The 20,419-nt window shown below is 72.1% G+C and carries 19 protein-coding genes; 2 read left to right on the top strand and 17 right to left on the bottom strand.

The features are described from left to right. The first annotated feature begins 166 nt into the window (after positions 1-166). Positions 167-2,242 carry a 3-hydroxyacyl-CoA dehydrogenase NAD-binding domain-containing protein gene (locus tag WQ53_RS01930; RefSeq protein ID WP_052629919.1) on the top strand — a complete coding sequence of 692 codons (2,076 nt, stop codon included), beginning with the start codon at positions 167-169 and terminating at the stop codon, positions 2,240-2,242. Between the two features lie 248 nt (positions 2,243-2,490). Here the strand turns inward: WQ53_RS01930 and WQ53_RS01935 are convergent, their stop codons facing one another. The 14 genes from WQ53_RS01935 to WQ53_RS02000 all read right to left on the bottom strand — a co-directional run bounded on the left by WQ53_RS01935 (position 2,491) and on the right by WQ53_RS02000 (position 14,901). Next, positions 2,491-3,549 (bottom strand): DUF4380 domain-containing protein, encoded by a 1,059-nt coding sequence (locus WQ53_RS01935; RefSeq protein WP_052629921.1) that lies wholly within the window; start codon positions 3,547-3,549, stop codon positions 2,491-2,493. Between the two features lie 37 nt (positions 3,550-3,586). Next, on the bottom strand, positions 3,587-3,940 hold the full coding sequence (locus WQ53_RS01940; RefSeq protein ID WP_052629923.1) for a PilZ domain-containing protein: 354 nt from the start codon (positions 3,938-3,940) through the stop codon (positions 3,587-3,589). After that, positions 3,937-4,911 (bottom strand): DNA polymerase III subunit delta', encoded by a 975-nt coding sequence (locus WQ53_RS01945; RefSeq protein WP_052629925.1) that lies wholly within the window; start codon positions 4,909-4,911, stop codon positions 3,937-3,939. The genes WQ53_RS01940 and WQ53_RS01945 overlap by 4 nt, the downstream gene beginning before the upstream one ends. Continuing rightward, positions 4,908-5,579: a dTMP kinase gene (tmk, locus tag WQ53_RS01950; protein WP_052629927.1), complete on the bottom strand. Its 672-nt coding sequence runs from the start codon at positions 5,577-5,579 to the stop codon at positions 4,908-4,910. Before tmk ends, WQ53_RS01945 begins: the two co-directional genes overlap by 4 nt. Then, complete coding sequence (mltG, locus tag WQ53_RS01955; RefSeq protein WP_173427196.1) at positions 5,576-6,706, bottom strand: endolytic transglycosylase MltG; 1,131 nt, start codon at positions 6,704-6,706, stop codon at positions 5,576-5,578. Before mltG ends, tmk begins: the two co-directional genes overlap by 4 nt. Positions 6,707-6,965: 259 nt before the next feature. Continuing rightward, the gene (locus tag WQ53_RS01960) at positions 6,966-8,324 is read right to left on the bottom strand and encodes an aminodeoxychorismate synthase component I (RefSeq protein WP_052629929.1); all 1,359 of its coding nucleotides are present in this window, start codon (positions 8,322-8,324) and stop codon (positions 6,966-6,968) included. Positions 8,325-8,469: 145 nt separating this feature from the next. Next, positions 8,470-9,708 carry a beta-ketoacyl-ACP synthase II gene (gene fabF / locus WQ53_RS01965; protein WP_082112800.1) on the bottom strand — a complete coding sequence of 413 codons (1,239 nt, stop codon included), beginning with the start codon at positions 9,706-9,708 and terminating at the stop codon, positions 8,470-8,472. Positions 9,709-9,865: 157 nt separating this feature from the next. Next, positions 9,866-10,105: an acyl carrier protein gene (gene acpP, locus WQ53_RS01970; RefSeq protein ID WP_013535667.1), complete on the bottom strand. Its 240-nt coding sequence runs from the start codon at positions 10,103-10,105 to the stop codon at positions 9,866-9,868. A 194-nt stretch (positions 10,106-10,299) separates the two neighbouring features. Next, complete coding sequence (gene fabG, locus WQ53_RS01975; RefSeq protein ID WP_052629933.1) at positions 10,300-11,046, bottom strand: 3-oxoacyl-ACP reductase FabG; 747 nt, start codon at positions 11,044-11,046, stop codon at positions 10,300-10,302. 61 nt (positions 11,047-11,107) lie between these two features. Next, complete coding sequence (gene fabD / locus WQ53_RS01980; RefSeq protein WP_052629935.1) at positions 11,108-12,049, bottom strand: ACP S-malonyltransferase; 942 nt, start codon at positions 12,047-12,049, stop codon at positions 11,108-11,110. 100 nt (positions 12,050-12,149) lie between these two features. Continuing rightward, positions 12,150-12,944 carry a hypothetical protein gene (locus tag WQ53_RS01985; RefSeq protein WP_052629937.1) on the bottom strand — a complete coding sequence of 265 codons (795 nt, stop codon included), beginning with the start codon at positions 12,942-12,944 and terminating at the stop codon, positions 12,150-12,152. Between the two features lie 71 nt (positions 12,945-13,015). Beyond that, positions 13,016-13,996, bottom strand: a complete 981-nt coding sequence (locus tag WQ53_RS01990) for a beta-ketoacyl-ACP synthase III (protein WP_052629939.1) — start codon at positions 13,994-13,996, stop codon at positions 13,016-13,018. 90 nt (positions 13,997-14,086) lie between these two features. Continuing rightward, positions 14,087-14,281, bottom strand: coding sequence for a 50S ribosomal protein L32 (gene rpmF / locus WQ53_RS01995; RefSeq protein WP_052629941.1), 195 nt, complete (start codon positions 14,279-14,281; stop codon positions 14,087-14,089). Between the two features lie 98 nt (positions 14,282-14,379). After that, the gene (locus WQ53_RS02000; RefSeq protein WP_052629943.1) at positions 14,380-14,901 is read right to left on the bottom strand and encodes a YceD family protein; all 522 of its coding nucleotides are present in this window, start codon (positions 14,899-14,901) and stop codon (positions 14,380-14,382) included. A gap of 125 nt (positions 14,902-15,026) precedes the next feature. Between WQ53_RS02000 and WQ53_RS02005 the strand changes: the two genes are divergently transcribed. Next, complete coding sequence (locus tag WQ53_RS02005) at positions 15,027-15,593, top strand: Maf family protein (protein WP_052629945.1); 567 nt, start codon at positions 15,027-15,029, stop codon at positions 15,591-15,593. 12 nt (positions 15,594-15,605) lie between these two features. On the opposite strand, the gene WQ53_RS02010 is transcribed toward WQ53_RS02005, so the two are convergent. The 3 genes from WQ53_RS02010 to WQ53_RS02020 are packed head-to-tail and all read right to left on the bottom strand — an operon-like array spanning position 15,606 to position 20,386. Beyond that, positions 15,606-17,468, bottom strand: a complete 1,863-nt coding sequence (locus WQ53_RS02010; RefSeq protein WP_052629947.1) for a glycosyltransferase 87 family protein — start codon at positions 17,466-17,468, stop codon at positions 15,606-15,608. Continuing rightward, on the bottom strand, positions 17,458-18,504 hold the full coding sequence (locus tag WQ53_RS02015; RefSeq protein ID WP_082113101.1) for a glycosyltransferase family 2 protein: 1,047 nt from the start codon (positions 18,502-18,504) through the stop codon (positions 17,458-17,460). Before WQ53_RS02015 ends, WQ53_RS02010 begins: the two co-directional genes overlap by 11 nt. 28 nt (positions 18,505-18,532) lie before the next feature. Continuing rightward, the gene (locus WQ53_RS02020) at positions 18,533-20,386 is read right to left on the bottom strand and encodes an ArnT family glycosyltransferase (RefSeq protein ID WP_052629949.1); all 1,854 of its coding nucleotides are present in this window, start codon (positions 20,384-20,386) and stop codon (positions 18,533-18,535) included. Between the last annotated feature and the right edge of the window lie 33 nt (positions 20,387-20,419).

The following is a 20,419-nucleotide window of genomic DNA, read 5'->3' on the forward strand; positions in this document are numbered from 1 at the left end:
GCGCCATCGCCTGTCCGGGGCGACATGCAGGACCTTAACCGCGTGCCCAGTATGGTCGGGCAAGCCGCCATCCGCGACGGCTCCGGTCCTTGATTGGGATTTGACGCCGCGGAAACAACCTCGGGATGATAGCGGCCCCTTCCATACACAACCGGATGGTCAGGCCATGCTCCCAGGCTTCGATGGACTGCGATTCAGCCACTGGCAAGCGACGCAGCGCGACGACGGCGTCGTGGTGCTGGCGCTGGACCGGCAGGGTGCGCCGGTCAACGCCCTCTCGCAGGACGTGCTGATCGAGCTGGGCGACATCGTCGAGCGGCTGGCGATCGACCCGCCCAAGGGCGTGGTGTTCCGCTCGGCCAAGGCCTCCGGCTTCATCGCCGGCGCCGACCTGAAGGAATTCCAGGACTTCGACCGCAAGGGCACGGTCAACGACGCGATCCGCCGCGGCCAGGTCGTGTTCCAGAAGGTGGCCGAGCTGCCCTGCCCGACCGCGGCCGCGATCCACGGCTTCTGCATGGGCGGCGGCACCGAGCTGGCGCTGGCCTGCGACTACCGCGTGGCGTCGAACGATGCCTCCACCCGGATCGGTCTCCCCGAGGTCAAGCTGGGCATCTTCCCCGGCTGGGGCGGCAGCGCGCGGCTGCCGCGCCTGGTCGGCGCGCCGGCGGCGATGGACATGATGTTGACCGGACGCACGCTGTCGGCCTCGGCCGCGCGCGGGACGGGTCTGGTCGACAAGGTGGTCGAGCCGGCCCTGCTCGAGGATGCGGCTGCCGCGCTGACGCTCAAGGGGACGCAGCGGCCGTTCAAGCAGCGCTTCCTGGGCTGGGCGACCAACACCTGGCCGGCGCGCAAGGTCCTCGCCCCGCAGATGGCCAAGCAGGTCGCGCGCAAGGCGAAGAAGGACCACTACCCCGCGCCCTACGCGCTGATCGGCGCATGGGAGCGCAGCGGTGGCAGCGGCATCCAGGCCCGGCTCGACGCCGAGCGCAAGGCGGTGGTCAAGCTGGCCGGCACCCCGACCGCGCGCAACCTGATCCGGATCTTCTTCCTGACCGAACGGCTCAAGGGACTGGGCGGCAAGGACCATGGCATCCGCCACGTGCACGTGGTCGGCGCCGGGGTGATGGGCGGCGACATCGCTGCCTGGTCGGCCTACAAGGGCTTCGAGGTCACCCTGCAGGACCGCGAGCAGCGCTTCATCGACGGCGCCCTCGCCCGCGCGCAGGAACTGTTCGCCAGGAAGGTGAAGGACGAGGCCAAGCGCCCGGCGGTGGCCGCGCGGCTGAAGGGCGACCTGGCGGGTCAGGGTGTAGGCGAGGCCGACCTGGTGATCGAGGCGATCATCGAGAATCCCGAGGCCAAGCGCGACCTGTACCACCTGCTCGAGCCGCGGCTGAAGGACGATGCGCTGCTCACCACCAATACCTCGTCGATCCCGCTGGACGAACTGCGCGAGCACATCGCGCGCGCGCCGCGTTTCGCCGGCCTGCACTACTTCAACCCGGTGGCGCAGATGCCGCTGGTGGAGATCGTCCAGCACGACCGCCTCGACCCGGCGGTGGTCCGGCGCCTGGCCGCGTTCTGCAAGGCGCTGGACAAGTTCCCGGTGCCGGTGGCCGGCACCCCGGGCTTCCTGGTCAACCGCGTGCTGTTCCCGTACATGCTCGAGGCCGCCACGGTGCATGCCGAGGGCGTGCCCGGCGTGGTGATCGACAAGGCCGCGGTGAAGTTCGGCATGCCGATGGGACCGATCGAGTTGATCGACACCGTCGGCCTGGACGTGGCCCAGGGCGTGGGCGCGGAGCTGTCGCCGTTCCTCGGCCTGCAGGTGCCGGCGGCGCTGGCGTCGGTCGAGCCAGGCAAGCGCGGCAAGAAGGATGGCCAGGGCCTGTACAAGTGGGAACGGACCGACAAGGGCAGCAAGCCGGTCAAGCCGGAAGCGCCGGCCGGCTACCAGGCGCCGTCGGACCTGGAAGACCGGCTGATCCTGCCGCTGCTCAACGAGGCGGTGGCCTGCCTGCACGACGGCGTGGTCGCCGATGCCGACCTGCTCGACGCCGGGGTGATCTTCGGCACCGGCTTCGCTCCGTTCCGCGGTGGCCCGATCCAGCACATCCGCGCCACCGGCGCCGATGCGCTGCTGGAGCGGCTCAAGGCGCTGCAGGCGCGCTACGGCGACCGCTTCGTGCCGCGGCCGGGCTGGGACGCCTCCGTGCTGCGGCAGCCGCCGGAGTAACGGGGGTTTTCCCTTCTCCCTCCGGGAACGCTTGTCCGCGCGAAGACGGCGTACCTGGATAACGAGCCAGGGCTCGAAAGCCCCTCTCCCTCCGGGAGAGGGGTTGGGGGGTGAGGGTCGGGAAGCCTGCGATGGTCCAGATGTCCGTCGCGCCCCCTACCCTCATCCGCCCTTCGGGCACCTTCTCCCGGAGGGAGAAGGAAAAGCATGCTGGTCCTCTCTTTAGAGAAGGAGCCGTCTACCAAGCTCTACTCGACGCCCGCCTCGGCCAGCATCCGCTGCAGGAATGCGACCTGCGCATCCCGCCGGTCCGGCCCGTCGTAGCGGCGTACCACCCACCACTCGTGCGCGGTGGTCGAATCGCCCGGCGCCAGGGTCACGTAGGGCGCGTGCACTTCCAGTTCCAGCACGCCGGTATCGTCCTGCCCGGGACGCCAGTCCAGGTACAGCTCGACCTGGCCCTGGTCCGGGTGGATGCGCTCGAGCGGCTGCCGCTCGAAATGGATCAGGAAGGCCTGGCCGGCATTGAAGCCGGCGATCCAGCCGGCGCGCGGCTGGATGAAGACCTTGCCGCGGCGCCCCCTCAGTCCGTCCGAAGGCGGCAGCAGTTCCAGCGAGAACAGCCCGTCGGCGCTGCTGCTGACCAGGCCGTCGAAACCGTCGCCGGTGTCCGAGCGCACGCGCACGCGGCTGCCGTCGGCGGCGACCGGCACGTAGACGCGCGTCTCCGGATGCACGCGGGTGTTGAACCAGATGTCGCGCGACACCGGCGCCTTGCGGATGTTGCGCATCTCCACCGCCAGCTCGGCGGTGTGCGGCCGGTCCGCCGCGATCGAGAAGGTCTGGGTCAGACGGACGCCGCTGACCGGGCTGGCCGCCCCCTCCAGCACCAGCCGGTCGTCTCCGTGCGCGACCACCCGCGCCGGCGCATGCGCCAGCCACGGATCCGGCGGCCATTGCGCGCCCGCCTTGCGCCGCGCGGGATTGACGGCCTGGTCGCGCCACCAGTCGGCCTGCGGTCCCACCCACACCTCGTGGCCGAGGTAGGGAATGTTCCCGCCGGCGGCCTGCACCTTCGGCTCCGGCTGCGCCTCCACCGCCGCACCGATCCGCAGCAGGTTCGGGGAGTCCGGCAGCGAGAAATGCAGCACGCGACCGCCCAGGCGCGGCGAGACTTCCATCCGCAGCTTCGGGCTCTCCAGGCGCACCTGCGAGGGCACGGCGGTATCCGCCGGCACCGCCTCGAACGCGACCGTCGCCAGCACGCCGGCCAGCAGCCCCGATCCCACGATCAGCGCACGCCGCATCGCATCCTCCCCGGCCGGCGGTCGCGGCCGTCGCCGCTCACATGGTCTGGGTCGGCTTGTCCGCGTTGAGGGTGCCGGCCAGCAGGGTCTCGATCCGGTTCTTGACCGCCTCGCCCTCGACGCCCTCGGGGAACTGCACGCCGATGCCGGCGGTGCGGTTGCCCTGGGCGCCGGCGGGGGTCACCCACACCACCTTGCCGGCGATCGGCAGGCGGTCGCTGGAATCGGGCAGGGTCAGCAGCAGGAACACTTCGTCGCCGAGGAAGTAGCGCTTGGGCGTGGGCACGAAGATGCCGCCATGCCGGATGTACGGCATGTAGGCGTTGTAAAGCGCGGCCTTGTCCTTGACCGCCAGCGACAGGATGCCCTGGCGCCCGCTTGCAGCACTCATCGGTTGTCCCCTTTGCCCGCCTGCGGACGCATCGCGTCGCGCCAGGCCAGCAGCAGATCGGCCATCACCAGATCCGCGCGCACCGTGCTGCGCAGCAATTCGCGGGCACGGTTGGCGGCGTCGAACCAGGCCGCCAGCTTGTGCAATCGATCCGGATCGGTCAAGCCGGCGTCACCGGCCTGGTCGCGCACCTGGTCGAGGACATGCTCGGCGGCATGGCGCAGGCGCTCGCCGGCCTGCTCGTCGCCGCTCCAGCGCAGCGCAGCCTCCAGCGGATCGGCGCGGCCGGCCTGCACCGCGCCCAGGTCGGCGGCGACCTCGCGCCGCAGCGCCAGGCCGGCGCCGCGCAGCCATTCGTCGGCCAGGCCGGGATGGCCACGGGCGGCGTCCAGCGCGTCGGCGGCCACGGCGTCCTCGTGGCCCTGCTGCCGCAGCCAGGCCAGCGCCTCGCCGCGCGGCGGCAAGCGGAACTCCAGCTGCTGGCAGCGGCTGCGGATGGTCGCCGGCAGCCGCGCGGGCCGCGCGCTGACCAGCCACAGGTAGCGGCCCGGCGCCGGTTCCTCGAGGGTCTTGAGCAGCGCGTTGCAGGCGGCGGTGTTGAGCGCGTCGGCCGGGTCGATGATCGCCACCTGGGCCACGCCGTACTGCGGAGTCAACGACAGCTGCCGGCCGAGTTCGCGGATCTGCTCGATCACGATCTCGGTGCGCAGGCGGGTTCCCTCGCGGTTGGCCACGAACGAGACCACGTGCAGGTCCGGGTGCGTGCCGGCGGCGATCAGCGGCCGGTTGCGCGCCTCGGCGGCCGGCTCGCCGCCGGACAGCACGTAGGCGGCGAGCCGGTCGGCCACCGCGCGCTTGCCCAGCCCGGCAGGTCCGCACAGCAGCAGCGCATGGCCCAGCCGGCCGGCGCCCAGCGAGGCCATCGCCTGGTCGTGGATGCGCTGCTGCCAGGGCGAGAACGCCGCGCTCACGACTGCGAATCCAGCCAGGCGTGGACGGTGGCGGCGACCGCCTCGCCGACCTCGCGCGGCGGGCGCGAGGCGTCGATCACGCGGAAGCGTTCCGGTTCGGCGGCGGCACGGCGGCGGAAGCCGGCGCGCACGCGCTCGAAGAAATCGTCCTGTTCGCTCTCGATCCGGTCCGGCCACAGGTCGCGGCCGCTGGTGCGGGCACGGCCCTCGCGCACGTCCAGGTCCAGCAGCAGGGTCAGGCCCGGGCGCAAGCCGACCGCGCGCCGCTCCAGCTCGGCGATCCAGGCCGGGTCCAGGCCGCGGCCGTCGCCCTGGTAGGCGTAGCTGGAGTCGGTGAAGCGGTCGCTGACCACGAACGCGCCGCGCTGCAACGCCGGGCGGATCACCTGGCGCACGTGCTGGGCGCGCGCGGCGAACACCAGCAGCAGTTCGGCCTCGGCCGCCAGCGGCTCGTCCTCGCCGTCGCCACGCAGTGCGTCGCGGTGGCCGAGCATCAGTTCCCGGATGCGCTCGGCCAGCGGCGTGCCGCCGGGCTCGCGGGTCAGTACCACCTCGTGCCCGCGCCGCTGCAGCGCGTCGCGCAGCGAGGCGATGGCGGTGCTCTTGCCGGCGCCCTCGCCGCCTTCCAGGCTGATGAAGCGCGGGTGGGTCAGGATCGCGGCGCTCATCGCCGTTCCGTCCTGGCCGGCGGGTTCGCGCCATTGTCGTTGACCGCCGAAGGCGGGGCCGCACGCCCATCGTTGCCCGCCGAAGGTGGACAACGGCGCCGCTGGTAGCAGTCCACCGCCGCGCGGTGCTCGGCATAGGTCGCCGAGAAGACGTGGCTGCCATCGTTGCGCGAGACGAAATACAGCGCATCGCCCGGCGCCGGGTTCACCGCGGCCTGCAGCGCGGCGCGGCCGGGCATGGCGATCGGGGTGGGCGGCAGGCCGGCGCGGGTGTAGGTGTTGTACGGGGTGTCGGTGGTCAGGTCGCGCTTGCGGATGTTGCCGTCGTAGGCGCTGCCCATGCCGTAGATCACGGTCGGGTCGGTCTGCAGCAGCATGCCTTTCTGCAGCCGCCGGGCGAACACGCCGGCGATCTGCGGGCGCTCGTGGGCCTGCCCGGTCTCCTTCTCCACGATCGAGGCCAGGATCAGCGCCTCGTCGGGCGACTTCAGCGGCACGTCGGCCGCGCGCGATTCCCAGGCCTGGGCCAGCGCCTGCTCCATCGCCGCGTGGGCGCGGCGCAGGATGTCCAGGTCGCTGTCCCCGCGCTGGTACAGGTAGGTCTCGGGCAGGAAGCGGCCTTCCGGGTGCCGGCCGGGATGGCCGAGCGCGTCCATCACTGCTGCGTCATCCAGGTCGGAAGTCTCGTGCGCCAGCGGATCGGCCGCGGCCAGCGCCGCGCGCAGCTGGCGGAAGTTCCAGCCCTCTACCAGGGTCACCCGGTAGTGGATGACGCGGCCGTCGCGCATGCGCTGCAGCAGCTCGCGCGGGGTCAGGCCGGGGTCCAGCGCGTACTCGCCGACCTTAAGCCGGCCGGCGGCGTCCATCTGCCGCGCCAGCAGCCGCCATTCCAGGTCGTGGCCGGCGTCGATGCCGGCTTCGCGCAAGCGTCCGAGGGCCCGGGTGAAGCCGTCGCCACGTTCGATCCGCACGCTTTCGGCGGTGCCGCCACTGGCGGCCGGCGCGTCGGCGAAACGCTGGTAATGCATCCAGCCCCAGCCGCCCAGCGCGGCCGCGGTGAGCAGCAGCAGGCACAGCACTCCCAACACCCAGCGCAGCGCGCTCCTACGTCCTGCAGCCACAGCCACCTCTTCGAATGCGATGCCGCCAGCATACCGCGCCGGGCGGGTGTCCTTGCCGCGCTTGTGCGGGGTTCCGGCGCACCGGCCCCGACTCGCCATGCCGCGGAAAACCGACCGTCGTTCCCGCGGAGGCGGGAACCCGGTGTCTTTCAGCGGCGAAAAGCGTAAGTCGCTGGATGACCAGCGCTGCGCGCTGTCGTGATGCGCCTCCCGCCTGCGCGGGGATGACGGAGCCCTTGGTCATTGGCGTACTGGCATGCCATGTTCATGCTGCCGGCTCCAGCGCGCGCAGCAGGCCACGCGCCTTGGCCCGGGTCTCGTCCAGCTCGCGCTCCGGCACCGAGTCGGCGACGATGCCCGCGCCGGTGCGGAAGATCGCTTCGTCGCCCTGCACTTCCGCGCTGCGGATCAGGATGTTGAGGTCGAGGTCGCCGTCGCGGCCGAGCCAGCCGATCGCGCCGGTGTAGGCGCCGCGCGGGGTGGCCTCCAGCTCGGCGATGATCTGCATGCAGCGCACCTTCGGGCAGCCGGTGATGGTGCCGCCGGGGTATACCGCGGCGATCACCTGCCCCGGCGTGGCGTCCTCGCGCAGGATGCCGCGCACGTTGCTGACGATGTGGTGGACGTGGGCGTAGCTTTCCACCGTCATCAGCTCGTCGACCTGCACGCTGCCCGGCACGCACACCCGGCCGAGGTCGTTGCGCTCCAGGTCGATCAGCATCACGTGCTCGGCGCGCTCCTTCGGATGGCCGACCAGTTCGCGGATCCGCGCCGCGTCGTCGTCGCCTTCGAAGCGCGGACGGGTGCCGGCGATCGGCCGGGTCTCGACCACGCGCCCGCGCACCGAGACCAGCCGTTCCGGCGAGGAACTGGCCACCGCCCAGCCGTCGCCGGCGAACAGCCCGGCGAACGGCGCCGGGTTGGCCTGGCGCAGGCGCGCGTACAGCGCGGCCGGGTCCAGCGGTGCGTCGAAGCGCGCGCGCCAGCCGCGCGACAGGTTCACCTGGAACACGTCGCCGGCACGCAGGTAGTCGAGGATGCGCCCGACACCGTCGAGGAAGCGCTGCGGCGGGTCCTCGACGATCTCGCCAGGCGGCCGCCACTGCGGCAACGGCGGCAGGCCGCGCGCGGCCTCGACGTCGGCGGCGACCGACTGCAGCAACGCCGCATGGGCCGCTTCGGCCACCGCGATGCACTCGCCACTGGCGCGATCGCGCAGCACCGCCGCGGGACAGCGCAGGGCCAGCGCCCGCGGGCGGCCGCCCGCCTCGCGCATCGGCAGCTCCAGCACCGGTTCCACCTGCGCGGCCAGTTCGTAGTCCAGCAGCAGCGCCCAGCCGCCGTGGAACGGCCAGCGCGGTTCCTCGGCCGCGCTGCGCTGGCGCCGCCACTGCGCATCCAGCGCATCGAGGAAGCCGCCCGCCTGGACGTCGCCGGCCAGGTCGCGGGTGGTGCCGTCGGCATCCAGGCGCAGGCCGCTCCCGTCCGCGGCCAGCAGCAGGTCCCAGCGCCCCTGTGCCGTGCCCGAGGCCACCGATTCCAGCAGCAGCGGGTAGCGCGACGGCGCCAGCCGGTGCAGCGCCAGCAGGTCGGTATCAGCGGGGAGCGGATGGAAACGGAGCATGCGTGCCTGTCGGAGGTCGGACGATGCGGAAACGGCGCGGGGCCGGTGCCGCCCGCACGCGGCCCAGGACGCCGCGATGCGGGGGAAGCCGGCCCCGGCCGTCCTGGCCGCGCGGCGGGCGGCCGCCGCGGTCAGGCCATGCCGCTCAGACCCGCCTGAACACCAGGGTGCCGTTGGTGCCGCCGAAGCCGAAGCCGTTGGATACGGCCACGTCGACCCTGGCCTGGCGCGCCACGTTGGGCACGTAGTCCAGGTCGCAGCCCTCGCCCGGGTTCTCCAGGTTGATGGTCGGCGGGACGATGCCGTCGTGGATCGCCAGCACCGAGAAGATCGCCTCCACGCCGCCGGCCGCGCCGAGCAGGTGGCCGGTCATCGACTTGGTCGAGCTGACCATCATCCTGTAGGCGTGGTCGCCGAAGGCGCGCTTCATGGCCAGGGTCTCGGCCAGGTCGCCCAGCGGCGTGGAAGTGCCGTGCGCGTTGAGGTAGCCGACCTGCGCCGGATCGATCTTGGCGTCGCGCAGCGCGGCCAGCATGCAGCGCGCCGCGCCGTCGCCGTCCTCGCTGGGCGCGGTCATGTGGTTGGCATCGGCGCTCGCGCCGAAGCCGACCAGCTCGGCGTAGATCCGCGCGCCGCGCGCCTTGGCGTGCTCGTACTCCTCCAGCACCAGGATGCCGGCGCCGTCGCCGAGCACGAAGCCGTCGCGCTCGGCGTCCCACGGGCGCGAGGCGCGCTCGGGCTCGTCGTTGCGGGTCGACATCGCCTTCATCGAGCAGAAGCCGCCCATCGAGGTCGGCGAGGAGCCGCGCTCGGCGCCGCCGGCGACCATCACGTCGGCGTCGCCGTGCTGGATCATGCGCATGGCCGTGCCGATGGAGTGGTTGGAGGTGGCGCAGGCCGACACCGCGGAGAAATTCGGCCCCTTCAGGCCGCGGATGATGCTCAGCTGGCCCGGCAGCATGTTGATGATGGTGCTGGGCACGTAGAACGGCGAGATCTTGCGCGGGCCGCCCTCGATGTACTTGGCGGTCTGCTCCTCGATGCCGAGGATGCCGCCGATGCCCGAGCCGATGATCGCGCCGATCCGCTCGGCGTTGGCCTCGGTGATCTCCAGCCCGGAATCGTCCAGGGCCATGAACGAGGCCGCCAGGCCGTAGTGGATGAACGGCTCCATCTTCTTCGCGTCCTTGGGCGACACGAAGGCGGTGGGGTCGAAATCGCGGATCTCGCCGGCGATGCGGGTGGTGAAGCCCGAAGCATCGAAATGGGTGACCGGGCCGATCCCGGAACGGCCGTTGACGATGCCGTCCCAGCTGCTGGCCAGGTCGTTGCCCAGCGGCGTGACCGCGCCCATGCCGGTGACGACGACGCGACGATGGCTCATAGACGGCTCCCTTCTGTGTTTCGGAACGGGTTCTTCGGTATCGATGTGTTGCGGTGGCGCCGGCGCGATGCGCCAGACGCGCACAGGGCCGCACGCAGCGGCCCCGGTTGTGTTGCGGCTCCGCGGGCCGGAACCCGGCCCGCGGTCGCGACGCGCATCAGCTCTTGACGTGCGCCTTGATGTAGTCGATCGCCTGCTGGACCGAGGTGATCTTCTCGGCTTCCTCGTCCGGGATCTCGCACTCGAACTCTTCTTCCAGCGCCATCACCAGCTCGACGGTGTCGAGCGAATCGGCGCCCAGATCGTCGACGAACGATGCGCTGTTGGTCACTTCCTCTTCCTTGACGCCGAGCTGTTCGACGACGATTTTCTTGACGCGTTCTTCGATGGTGCTCATGGGTTTGCTGCTCCAGGCGGAGTGGTTGTCGATACGTTCCGTCGCTCAGGCGGCGGCGCGGGGTTCACTGTCCACAGGGCGGATAGTGTAGTCAAAAGCCGCGGCAGCGGGCACTGGCCTGCAACCGCAACCGGATCAAAAGCTTACGCGGCTTTTGAAATCCTTCTTCTTGCATTCCTGGCTTCGTGCCGGGCTCAGGCCATGTACATGCCGCCGTTGACATGCAGGGTTTCGCCGGTGATGTAGCCGGCGTCCGGGCCGGCAAGGAACGCCACTGCACGGGCGATGTCGGCCGGCTCGCCGAGGCGGCCCAGCGCGATCTGGCCAAGCATCGCGCCCTTGGCGTCCTCGGGCAGGTCGCGGGTCATGTCGGTGTCGATGAAGCCCGGCGCCACGACATTGACGGTGACGTTGCGGCTGCCGATCTCCTTGGCCAGCGACTTGGAGAAGGCGATGATTCCGGCCTTGGCCGCGGCGTAGTTGGCCTGGCCGGCATTGCCGGTGGCGCCGATCACCGAGGCGATGTTGACGATGCGGCCCTTGCGCGCCTTCATCATCCCGCGCATCACCGCCTTGGAGGTGCGGTAGACGCTGGTCAGGTTGGTGTCCAGGATCGCCTGCCAGTCCTCTTCCTTCATCCGCATCAGCAGGTTGTCGCGGGTGATGCCGGCGTTGTTGACCAGGATCGAGACCGGGCCGAATTCCTTGGCGATGCCGTCGATCAGCGCCTCGACCGCGGCCGCGTCGGTGACGTCCAGCTTGCGGCCGTGGCCGCCCTTGCCGGCCAGGCGCTGGCCGATCGCCTCGCCGCCGCCGTCGCTGGTGGCGGTGCCGACCACGGTCGCGCCGCGCGCGGCCAGCTCGTCGGCGATCGCCGCGCCGATGCCGCGGCTGGCGCCGGTGACCAGCGCCACTTCGCCGGTAAGGGGCAGGTTGCTCATCGTGGACCTCTTGTGTGCGGAGAAAGCGGCGCGGGCACGGCCCGCAGCGCCGCGTAGCGTATCAGCGCCAGTCCGCCAGCGCGGACTCGAAATCGCCGACCGCGCCGATCGCGCGCGCGTCGAGCGACTTGTCGATGCGCTTGACCAGGCCGGCCAGGACCTTGCCCGGGCCGCACTCGGCCACCCGGGTCGCGCCACGCGCGGCCAGCGCCTGCACGCAGCCGGTCCATTGCACCGGCAGGTACAGCTGGCGCACCAGCGCGCCGCGGATCGCGTCGAGGCCGTCGTGTTCCTGTGCGTCGACGTTCTGCACGACCGGCAGCGATGGCGGATGCCATTCCAGGCCGGCCATGGCCTCGGCCAGGCGGTTGCCGGCCTCGCGCATCAGCGGCGTGTGCGAGGGCACGCTCACCGCCAGCTTCACCGCCTTGCGCACGCCGCGCTCGGCCAGCAGCGCCAGCGCGCGGTCCACCGCCGCCGCGTCGCCGCCGATCACGATCTGCCCGGGCGAGTTGTAGTTGGCCGGGACCACGACCTGGCTGCCGGAGGCCTGTTCGCAGACTTCCTGCACCAGCGCGTCCTCGGCGCCGAGCACCGCGGCCATCGCGCCGGTGCCGGCGGGCGCGGCGTCCTGCATCAGCTGGCCGCGCAGGCGCACCAGGTGCGCGCCGTCGCGCAGCGACAGCGTGCCGGCGGCGACCAGCGCGGTGTACTCGCCCAGGCTGTGCCCGGCCAGCAGCGCCGGCTGCGCGCCGCCCTGCGCCTGCCAGGCGCGCCACACCGCGATGCCCGCGGCCAGCAGCGCCGGCTGGGTGTATTCGGTGCGGTTGAGCATTTCCTCCGGGCCGCCCTGCGACAGCGCCCACAGGTCGACGCCGGCGCCGTCGGAAGCCTCGGCGAAGGCTTCGCGGACCTGCGGATGCAGTTCGGCCAGTTCGGCGAGCATGCCCACGGACTGGGAACCCTGTCCGGGAAAAACGAAGGCGAGCGTCGGTTCGGTCACGCGCGGGCGCAGTGCGGGAAAGAGCGGCGATGATACGGGCGATCCCGCGGGTTTGTCTGTACCCGGGCGTATGCGCTCGACGCCGTCGCCGGCGCGCGCCTCAGCTGAAGATGCCCAGCAGCAGGTCCAGTTCGCCGTCGCCGCTCCAGTCCAGCAGCAGGATCAGCGCCAGCACCATCCAGGTCGTCGCACCGCGGATCACGAACACGGCGTGGGCGAAAGCCCGCGCCGAACGCCCCAGGCGGCGAACGATGCGGGCCAGTCCGTGCAGGCGACGGCCGACACGGCGGGCATGCCGCCCCACCGGCCGCGGCTCGATCCGCATGACCTCGCCGAGCATGTCCGCCAGCGCCTCAGGCCGCGCGTCGTAGTGCCTGGCCATGCCGAACGCGAACAGCAGCCAGTCGCGCGCCTGCGCCTGCGCCAGGGTCATCACCTCCAGCGGATCTTCCTCGAAATCGATGAACCCCACCGCGCCATGCGCGTCCACGGTGATGTTGCGCGGCACCGGCTGGCCGAAGTAGGCGCCGCGCCGGTGCGCGTCGGCGATGGCCGCGGTCGCGGTGCGGGTCAGCGCGTCCAGCGCCCGCGCATCGCCGGCGGCGGCACGCAGGCGCGAGGCGAGCGAATCACCGATGTCGCCGAGCAGCAGGGTGTCGTCGTTCTCGCCGAGCACCTCGGGCACCCGCACGCCGAGCGCACGCAGTTCGGCGATGCGACGCCGCTCGGTTTCCTTGGCCCGGCTGCCGCCGTGGTGCGGCGGCGGGCGCAGCGGCGCCAGCCCGAGCTTGCGGGTCACCAGGTCGAGCGGGCCCAGGCTCAGCCTGCGGCGACCGAGCGCATAGCGCTTGATCCAGGCCGTTCGGCCCGCCAGGTCCATCGGTTGCACGGACATGTCGCCTCCTGGGAGCGGCGCGTCGGCCGCAACGGAACGCTACCGGTCAATACCGGACCGGGCTGGGCGACTCAATAGCGCAGCAGCGCCGAACCCCAGGTGAAGCCGCCGCCGAAGGCTTCCAGCAGCAGCAGCTGGCCGCGCTGCACGCGTCCGGAGCGCACCGCCTCGTCCAGCGCCAGCGGCACCGAACCGGCGGAGGTGTTGCCGTGGCGGTCGACGGTGACGATCACGCGCTCCATCGGCATGTCCAGCCGCTTGGCGGTGGCCTCGATGATGCGCAGGTTGGCCTGGTGCGGGATCAGCCAGTCCAGGTCGTGCTTGTCCAGGCCATTGGCTTCCAGGGTCTCGTCGACCACCGAGTCCAGCGCCTTGACCGCGTGCTTGAACACCTCGTTGCCGGCCATGACGATGCGCACGCCGGCGTTGGGCGCGTCGGCGTCGAAGCCGGCGGACACGCCGACCGGATTCCACAGCAGTTCCTTCTTGCTGCCTTCGGCATGCAGGTGCGTGCTGAGGATGCCGGTCTCGGCATCGGCCTTGAGTATCACCGCGCCGGCGCCGTCGCCGAACAGCACGCAGGTGGTGCGGTCGCTCCAGTCGACCATGCGGGTCAGCGTTTCGGCGCCGATCACCAGCGCGGTCTTGGCCGCGCCGCTGCGCACGTACTGGTCGGCCACGCTCAGCGCGAACACGAAGCCCGAGCAGGCCGCGTTGACGTCGAACGCCGGGCAGCCGCGCGCGCCCAGCTTCTGCTGGATCAGGCAGGCGGTGGACGGGAAGATCAGGTCGGGCGTGGTGGTGCCGACCACGATCAGGTCGATCTCGTCGACGGTCACGCCCGCCGCCTCGATCGCCTTGAGCGCGGCCTGGTAGCCCAGGTCGCTGGTGGTCTGCCCTTCGGCGACCACGCGCCGTTCGCGGATGCCGGTGCGCGAGTGGATCCATTCGTCGCTGGTGTCGACCACCTTGGCCAGGTCGTCGTTGGTCACCACCTTCTCCGGCAGGTAGCTGCCGGTTCCGGCGATGCGCGAATAGATCCGCTCGCTCATGCGCATTCCCGCTGGAGGCTCCCTGCGGGAGCCGGGACGTTGTTTACCGCAGGCCGGGCGCGCGCGGGCCGCGCGCGCCGGAGGTCAGGCTCAGTCTTCCTCGACCGCCGAGGTCTTGGTGGCGATGACCTTCTTGCCGCGGTAGTAGCCGTCGGCGGTGACGTGATGGCGCAGGTGGATCTCGCCCGTGGTCGGGTCGGTCGCCAGCTGCTTGGCCGTCAGCGCGTCATGGGAACGGCGCTGGCCGCGGCGGGACGGAGTGACTCGGGATTTCTGCACAGCCATGGGATTGCTCCAAACTCGGTTGAATTGCGTGTCTTGTGGGACCTCGAAGCCACCCGCCGGTGCCGTTCCAGGGCGCCTTCGTCGGTGGCGCGACCGTCCTACTTCTTCTTCAGCGATGCCAGCGCCGCGAACGGGCTGGCCGCCTGGATTTCCTCTTCGCCCGCCGACCAGGTGCGTTCGACCGGCGCGCTGTCGGACGCCATCGGCACCACCGGGATGGCCAGGACCAGCTCGTCCTCGACCAGCTCGGCCGGACGCAGCTGGCCGTCCTCCGGCACCAGCAGCGCCTCGTACCCGGGCGGCAACGCGGCCTCGTCGGCTTCGTCGCGGATCAGGCCGAGCCGCTGCACGGTCTGCACCGGGAACACGAACCGCTCCAGGCTGCGCTGGCACAGCAGCGGCAGGCCCGCTTCGATCGACAACTCGACGAACGGTACCTGCAGCGTGTCCTGGCCGAATTCCAGCGCAAAGCGGCATTCGCCCTCGCTGTCGGCGAGGCTGCCGGCGAGCCGGGGCATCGCCGACAACGGCAAGGAGCCTTCGAACTGCCGCCTTGCAGCGACCATCCGCCAGGCATCCAGCGTTTCGGGAAGCTGCACGACGGACCCACCTGCGGACATAAGCCGCTGAATGTTAAGGACCGCCCGGTCCCGTGTCAAACCGGCCGAGCGGCGAGCCGGCGCATTGCCGCGCCGGGCGGCGGCATCCGACACTGCCCGTCCCCGCCCCGCCGTCCGCGCCGCCCATGCTGATCCTCGCCTCGACCTCGCCCTACCGCCGCGAACTGCTGCAGCGCCTGCGCCTGCCGTTCGAATGCGCCCGCCCCGAGGTGGACGAAACCCCGCTGGCAGGTGAACGGCCGGCCGAACTGGTCCACCGGCTGGCCCGGGCCAAGGCGGCGGCGGTGGCCCGCCTGCATCCGCAGGCCTGGGTGATCGGCTCGGACCAGGCCGCCGACCTGGACGGGCGGATCCTGGGCAAACCCGGTGGCCAGGCCGCCGCCCTCGCCCAGCTGGCGGCGATGGGCGGCCGCAGCGTCCTCTTCCATACCGCCGTCTGCCTGCGTCGCGGCGAGCGGGAGCTGGCGGCGGCGGACCTGACCCGGGTCCGCTTCCGCGAGCTGTCGGCCGCCGAGATCGAGCGCTACGTCGCCGCCGAGCAGCCGTTCGACTGCGCCGGCAGCTTCAAGTGCGAAGGCCTGGGCATCGCACTGTTCGACGCGATCGAGTCGCAGGATCCGACCGCGCTGGTCGGCCTGCCGCTGATCGCGCTGGCCGCGCTGCTGCGCCAGACCGGCTACGCGGTGCCCTGAACCGGCGCCGGCTCAGCCCGGCTCCGGCGCCAGCCGGCACCAGTGGTACGGGTGCGCCTGCCGGCCGATGCGGCTGTCCACGACCGCGCAGGCGGCCGGATCCAGGCGCAGTCCGTAGCGGGCCAGGACCGTGGCGGCATCGGCGAGCAGGGCCTGGTTGGCGTCTTCCGCGCGTTGCACGCGGTCGGCAGCCTGGGCCAGGCGGCAGCGCCCGGAAGGCGACTGCGCGGGTTCGACCAGCCGCAGGCTGCGGCTGCGTCCGGCCAGCCAGCGCAGCACCCGGCAGTCGCCGGCATCCAGGCCCAGCCTGCCCGCCCAGCGGTTGCGGCGGTCGACGCTCTCGGCCCGCCGGTCCATCACCACCGGCAGGATCGCCGCGGCCTCGCCGCCGCCTGCGCGGAGCAGTTCTTCGACCCGCGCTGCATAAGCCGGCGATTCGGGAAAGTTGGACCCGACCGAGGCGTAGGCGGGTCCCGGCGGCAGGAACGGCACCCGCCAGGCCTGCGGTTCGCTGCCCACCAGCAGCACCGTGCCGACCGGTGCACCCGGCGGCGGCTGCACCCGGAACGCGGTGCGCGCCCAGCCCGCATGTCCCCAGTCGTTCCAGCCCGCCAGCGCCACCAGCGCACCCAGCCCGATCGCGGCGACCGCCGCGCGACCGGCGATCCGGTGCGGCAGCAGCCCGTGCAGCAGCAGCCAGAGCGCCAGCGGCGCCAGCAGTTCCAGCACCACCAGGTAGCGGTGGATGCTGAACATCGCCAGCCACAGCGCGAACCCGGCGAGGAAGAAGACGCCGAGCATGCGCCGCGCACGGGTGCCGTCGCGCGGCGCTCCCTCGCGGCGCCGGCCGGGCAGGCGGATCAGCCACATCGCCAATGCGGCCAGCGCCGCCACGTACAGCAGTGCCCAGGTCACCTGCAGCAGGGCGATCTCGCTGACCAGGTACGGATTGGCGGTGAACAGCAGCGGCCGCAGCAGCGCCTCGCCCCAGCCCTGCGGCAGCCAGCGCGTATCGGCCACCGCCACCGGCGCGGCCAGCGGCGCCTGGAACCAGGCGTTGAACTGCGGGAACAGCGGATTGCCGAACACGCTCCACAGCCGGTACAGCCACGGTCCGGCCAGCAGCGCAAACACGGCGAGTGCGGCCAACGTCAGGACCACGCCGGCGCGGATCCGCGCGCGCCACGGCAGCGAGGGCGCCAGCACTGCCAGGCCGAGCGCGACGGCGTAGATGGCATTGGTCAGCTTGAACGCCACCGCGGCGCCCAGCAGCGCGCCCGCCAGCACGGTCCGGCGCGTGCGCCACCGCCCGTGGTCGTCGGGCAGCATCAGCGCCAGCGCGCCGAGCACCAGCGGCGCGGTGCTGGCGTCGCCCATGGTGTTGCCCAGTTCCGACAGGAACGCCGCGCTGGCCAGCCCGGCCAGGCCCAGCAGCGGCGCCAGCCAGTCGCGGCGCGGGTCGCCGGCCAGCGCGCAGCGGGCGATCCACGCCACCGGCAGGAACGCCAGCCCGTGCAGCAGGCCGAGCAGGATGCCGGCCAGCGGCGCCGGCGCGTGCTGTACGAGCAGGAAGTACGGCACGTCGAGCAGCGGCACGAAGTAGCTCTGCAGCTGCGCCGGCGCCAGGTCGATGCCGAGGCGCCCTTCCAGCAGCGCCCAGGCGTTGTACACGTGGTAGTTGCGCAGGTCCCAGTTCGCGTCCTGGCCGCGCAGCAGGGACAGCAGCGCGCAAAGCGCGGAAACGGCCAGCGTCGCGTTGATCACGCCACCGCGCGTGCCGAAGCCGAACGTGCGTTCCAGCCGTGCCAGCTGCGGGCGCAACCGCGCCCGCAGGCGCGCCAGCCGTCCCGGTACCGCGCCCGGGTCAGCGGCCACCGGGCGTGGCCTCGGCGGATTCCGCGTCTCGGTTGCCGCCACCCAGGGCCGCCGGCACGTCCGGCACGGCGCCGCGGGTGGTCGGGATGGCCAGGTAGGCCAGGCGCTTGGCCTCGATCCGCCCGCGCGTGACCGTGTCCAGGATCAGGCCGCAGGCCAGCAGCACCGCCGCCAGCAGGACCAGCGCCGAGCACAGGATCGCGGTCGGGAAGCGCGGCACCAGCCCGGTCTCCAGGTAGGTGAGCACCAGCGGCACCGCCAGCAGCAGCGACAGCAGCAGGCTGGCGCCGGCGCCGAGCGAGAAGAACAGCAGCGGCCGCTCGGCCTTGAACAGGCGCGCGATGGTGCCGAGGATGCGGACGCCGTCGCGCCAGGTGTTGAGCTTGCTGGTCGAGCCTTCCGGCCGTGCGCCGTAGGCGGTGGGCAACTCGGCCACCGGCATGCGCAACTGCAGTGCGTGCACCGCCAGCTCGGTCTCGATCTCGAAGCCGGCCGCGTGCGCGGGGAACGACTTCACGTAGCGCCGCGAGAACACGCGGTAGCCCGACAGCATGTCGTCGAAACTGTCGCCGAACAGCAGCCCGACGCAGCGGGTGAGCAGGCGGTTGCCGAAGCGGTGCCCGGCGCGGTAGGCCGCCGGGTCCCGGTCGACGCGCGCGCCGACCACCATGTCCAGCCCGTGGTCGAGCAGGTGCCGCACCAGCGCCGGGGCGGCCGCCGCGTGGTAGGTGGCGTCGCCGTCGACCATCACGTAGACATCGGCCTCGATGTCGGCGAACGCGCGGCGGACCACATTGCCCTTGCCGCGCAGCGCCACCGCATGCACGTCGGCACCGGCCTGGCGGGCGATGGCCGCGGTGGCGTCGTCGGAGCGGTTGTCGAACACATGGCAGCGCGCCGCCGGCAGGCTGGCGCGGAAGGCCTCGACCACCGAGGCGACGGTCGCCGCCTCGTTCCGGCACGGCACCAGCAACGCGATCCGCAGCGGCCCGCCGTCGCCGCCATCCCCGTGTGCCTTCCTGTCCACGCCACGCATGCCGTGCTCCCTCGAACCGGCGCGCATGTTACCGGTCGCCGCCGCCGGCGGCGATCCGCACCGGCTGTTCGGGCCACTCCTCCACGCTGCCGTCGGCTCCATGCAGGCGCAGGCCGAGCCAGCGCCGGCCCGCCTGGCTGTCGGGGAGGTCGACCCGCGCGTGGAAGCCGACCCGCGGATGATTGGGATCCACCGAATGCGGGAAATGTCCGGCGACGTCGAGCTCCGAACCGTACTCGGCACGCGCCACCACCGCGCCGTCCAGGGTGATCTCCACCCGCGACAGGCCGACGCCGTCCTTGAACGCCCAGCCGCGCACCTCGAAATGCGGCGGCAGCGACTGCCCCGGACGCGGCGTGTCGATCCAGGCCATCGCCGGGGTGACGCAGGCGCCCGGGGACGGCTGCGGCACCAGCCGCATCAGCAGGAATCGCTGCGCGCCATGGTCCACCCGCACGCTGCGCGCGGGCGGCAGCGGACCGAGCCATGCGCACAGTTCGTGGTAGCGCTGCAGCCACTGCTTGAATGGCAGGTCACCGGGCGCCAGCACCAGCAGCGTCGGCGCGGCGGGAACGGCGTCGGCCTGCAGGCCCCACAAGCGCAACTGCGGCGCGCGCCCGTGCGCATGGTTGAGCGGATGGTCGAGCACGGCGATGCCCGGATCGCCCAGGGCGAAACCCAGCTCGGCGCCGAGCTTGAAGTTCTCGGCCAGCAGCCGTGTTCCCGGCGGCATCGCCGCCAGTTCTTCGCGCACGGCCGCCGCCAGCGGCTCCCAGCCGGCGAAATTGCGCGGATAGTGCTTGGAGCTGGCGCTGGCCTGGCGCCACTGCGGCGAGGCCACCATCGCCATCCAGGCCAGGGCCGCGCACAGCCCCAGCCCGGCGGTGACCCAGGCCAGGCGGCGCCATGCCCGCGGCCAGTTGCCCAGCAGCATCGCCGCCGCCGGCAACAGCGCCAGGTAGGCCGGCACCGGCCAGTGGAAACTCACGCGTTCGCTGTCGGTGAAGAAGCCCAGCACGAACAGGCCGGCGAGCACGAGCGAACCGAACAGGGCCAGGAAGCGCCATTGCGGGCGCGCCAGCCGCCGTTTCCAACCGGTGACCCAGGCCGCCTGCAGGATGGCCCAGGCCAGCAGCGGGGTGACCAGCAGCGCCTGCAGCGGCAGGAACGCCAGGCCGCCGGCGTGCAGCGTCCACGGATGGCGGTCGACCAGCTGGAAACGCAGCCCGGCTTCGCCGTTCTCCAGGTTCCACAGCAGCAGCGGCAGCCATGCCAGCAGCCCGACCACCAGCGCCAGCAGCACCCGCGGATCGCGCAGCAGCTGCCGGCCCTGCGGCAGGTACAGCACCACCAGCGCGCCGACCACGACCACGCCGGCGAACCGGTAGTGGCTCAGCGCGCCGAGCGCCAGTCCGAGCGCCAGCTCCACCGCCGCCAGCGGCGTGACCTCGTGCAGCAGGCGCGCGGCCGCATGCAGGCACAGCACGGTGGCCAGCGCCATCGGCACGTCCGGCAGCGCGAGCAGGCCCAGCGTGCCCAGCAGCGGCAGCAGCACCGCCAGGGTGCCGGCGCGCCAGCCATGGATCGCACCGAACCAGCGCCGCCCGATCCGCGCCACCCACCACGGCAGCAGCGCCGCCATCGCCAGGAACGGCAGGCGCAGCGCGAGCGGATGCTCGCCACCCAGGGCCGTGCCCAGGCGCGCCAGCCAGGCGGTCATTCCCGGCAGGTCGGAATAGGCCGACGCCAGATGCCGGCCTTCCTGCCAGTAGAACGCTTCATCGACAAACAACGGCAAGCGCGAGGCCAGCACCAGCTTGACCGCGCAGGCCAGCGTCCACCAGGCGATGAATGCGCGCCGCGCGCGGTGCTCAGCCTCCATCTCTGCCGCTACACTCCATTCCGATCCCAGCCC

Origin of the sequence: Pseudoxanthomonas suwonensis (assembly GCF_000972865.1) — a bacterium.
Classification (GTDB): domain Bacteria; phylum Pseudomonadota; class Gammaproteobacteria; order Xanthomonadales; family Xanthomonadaceae; genus Pseudoxanthomonas; species Pseudoxanthomonas suwonensis_B.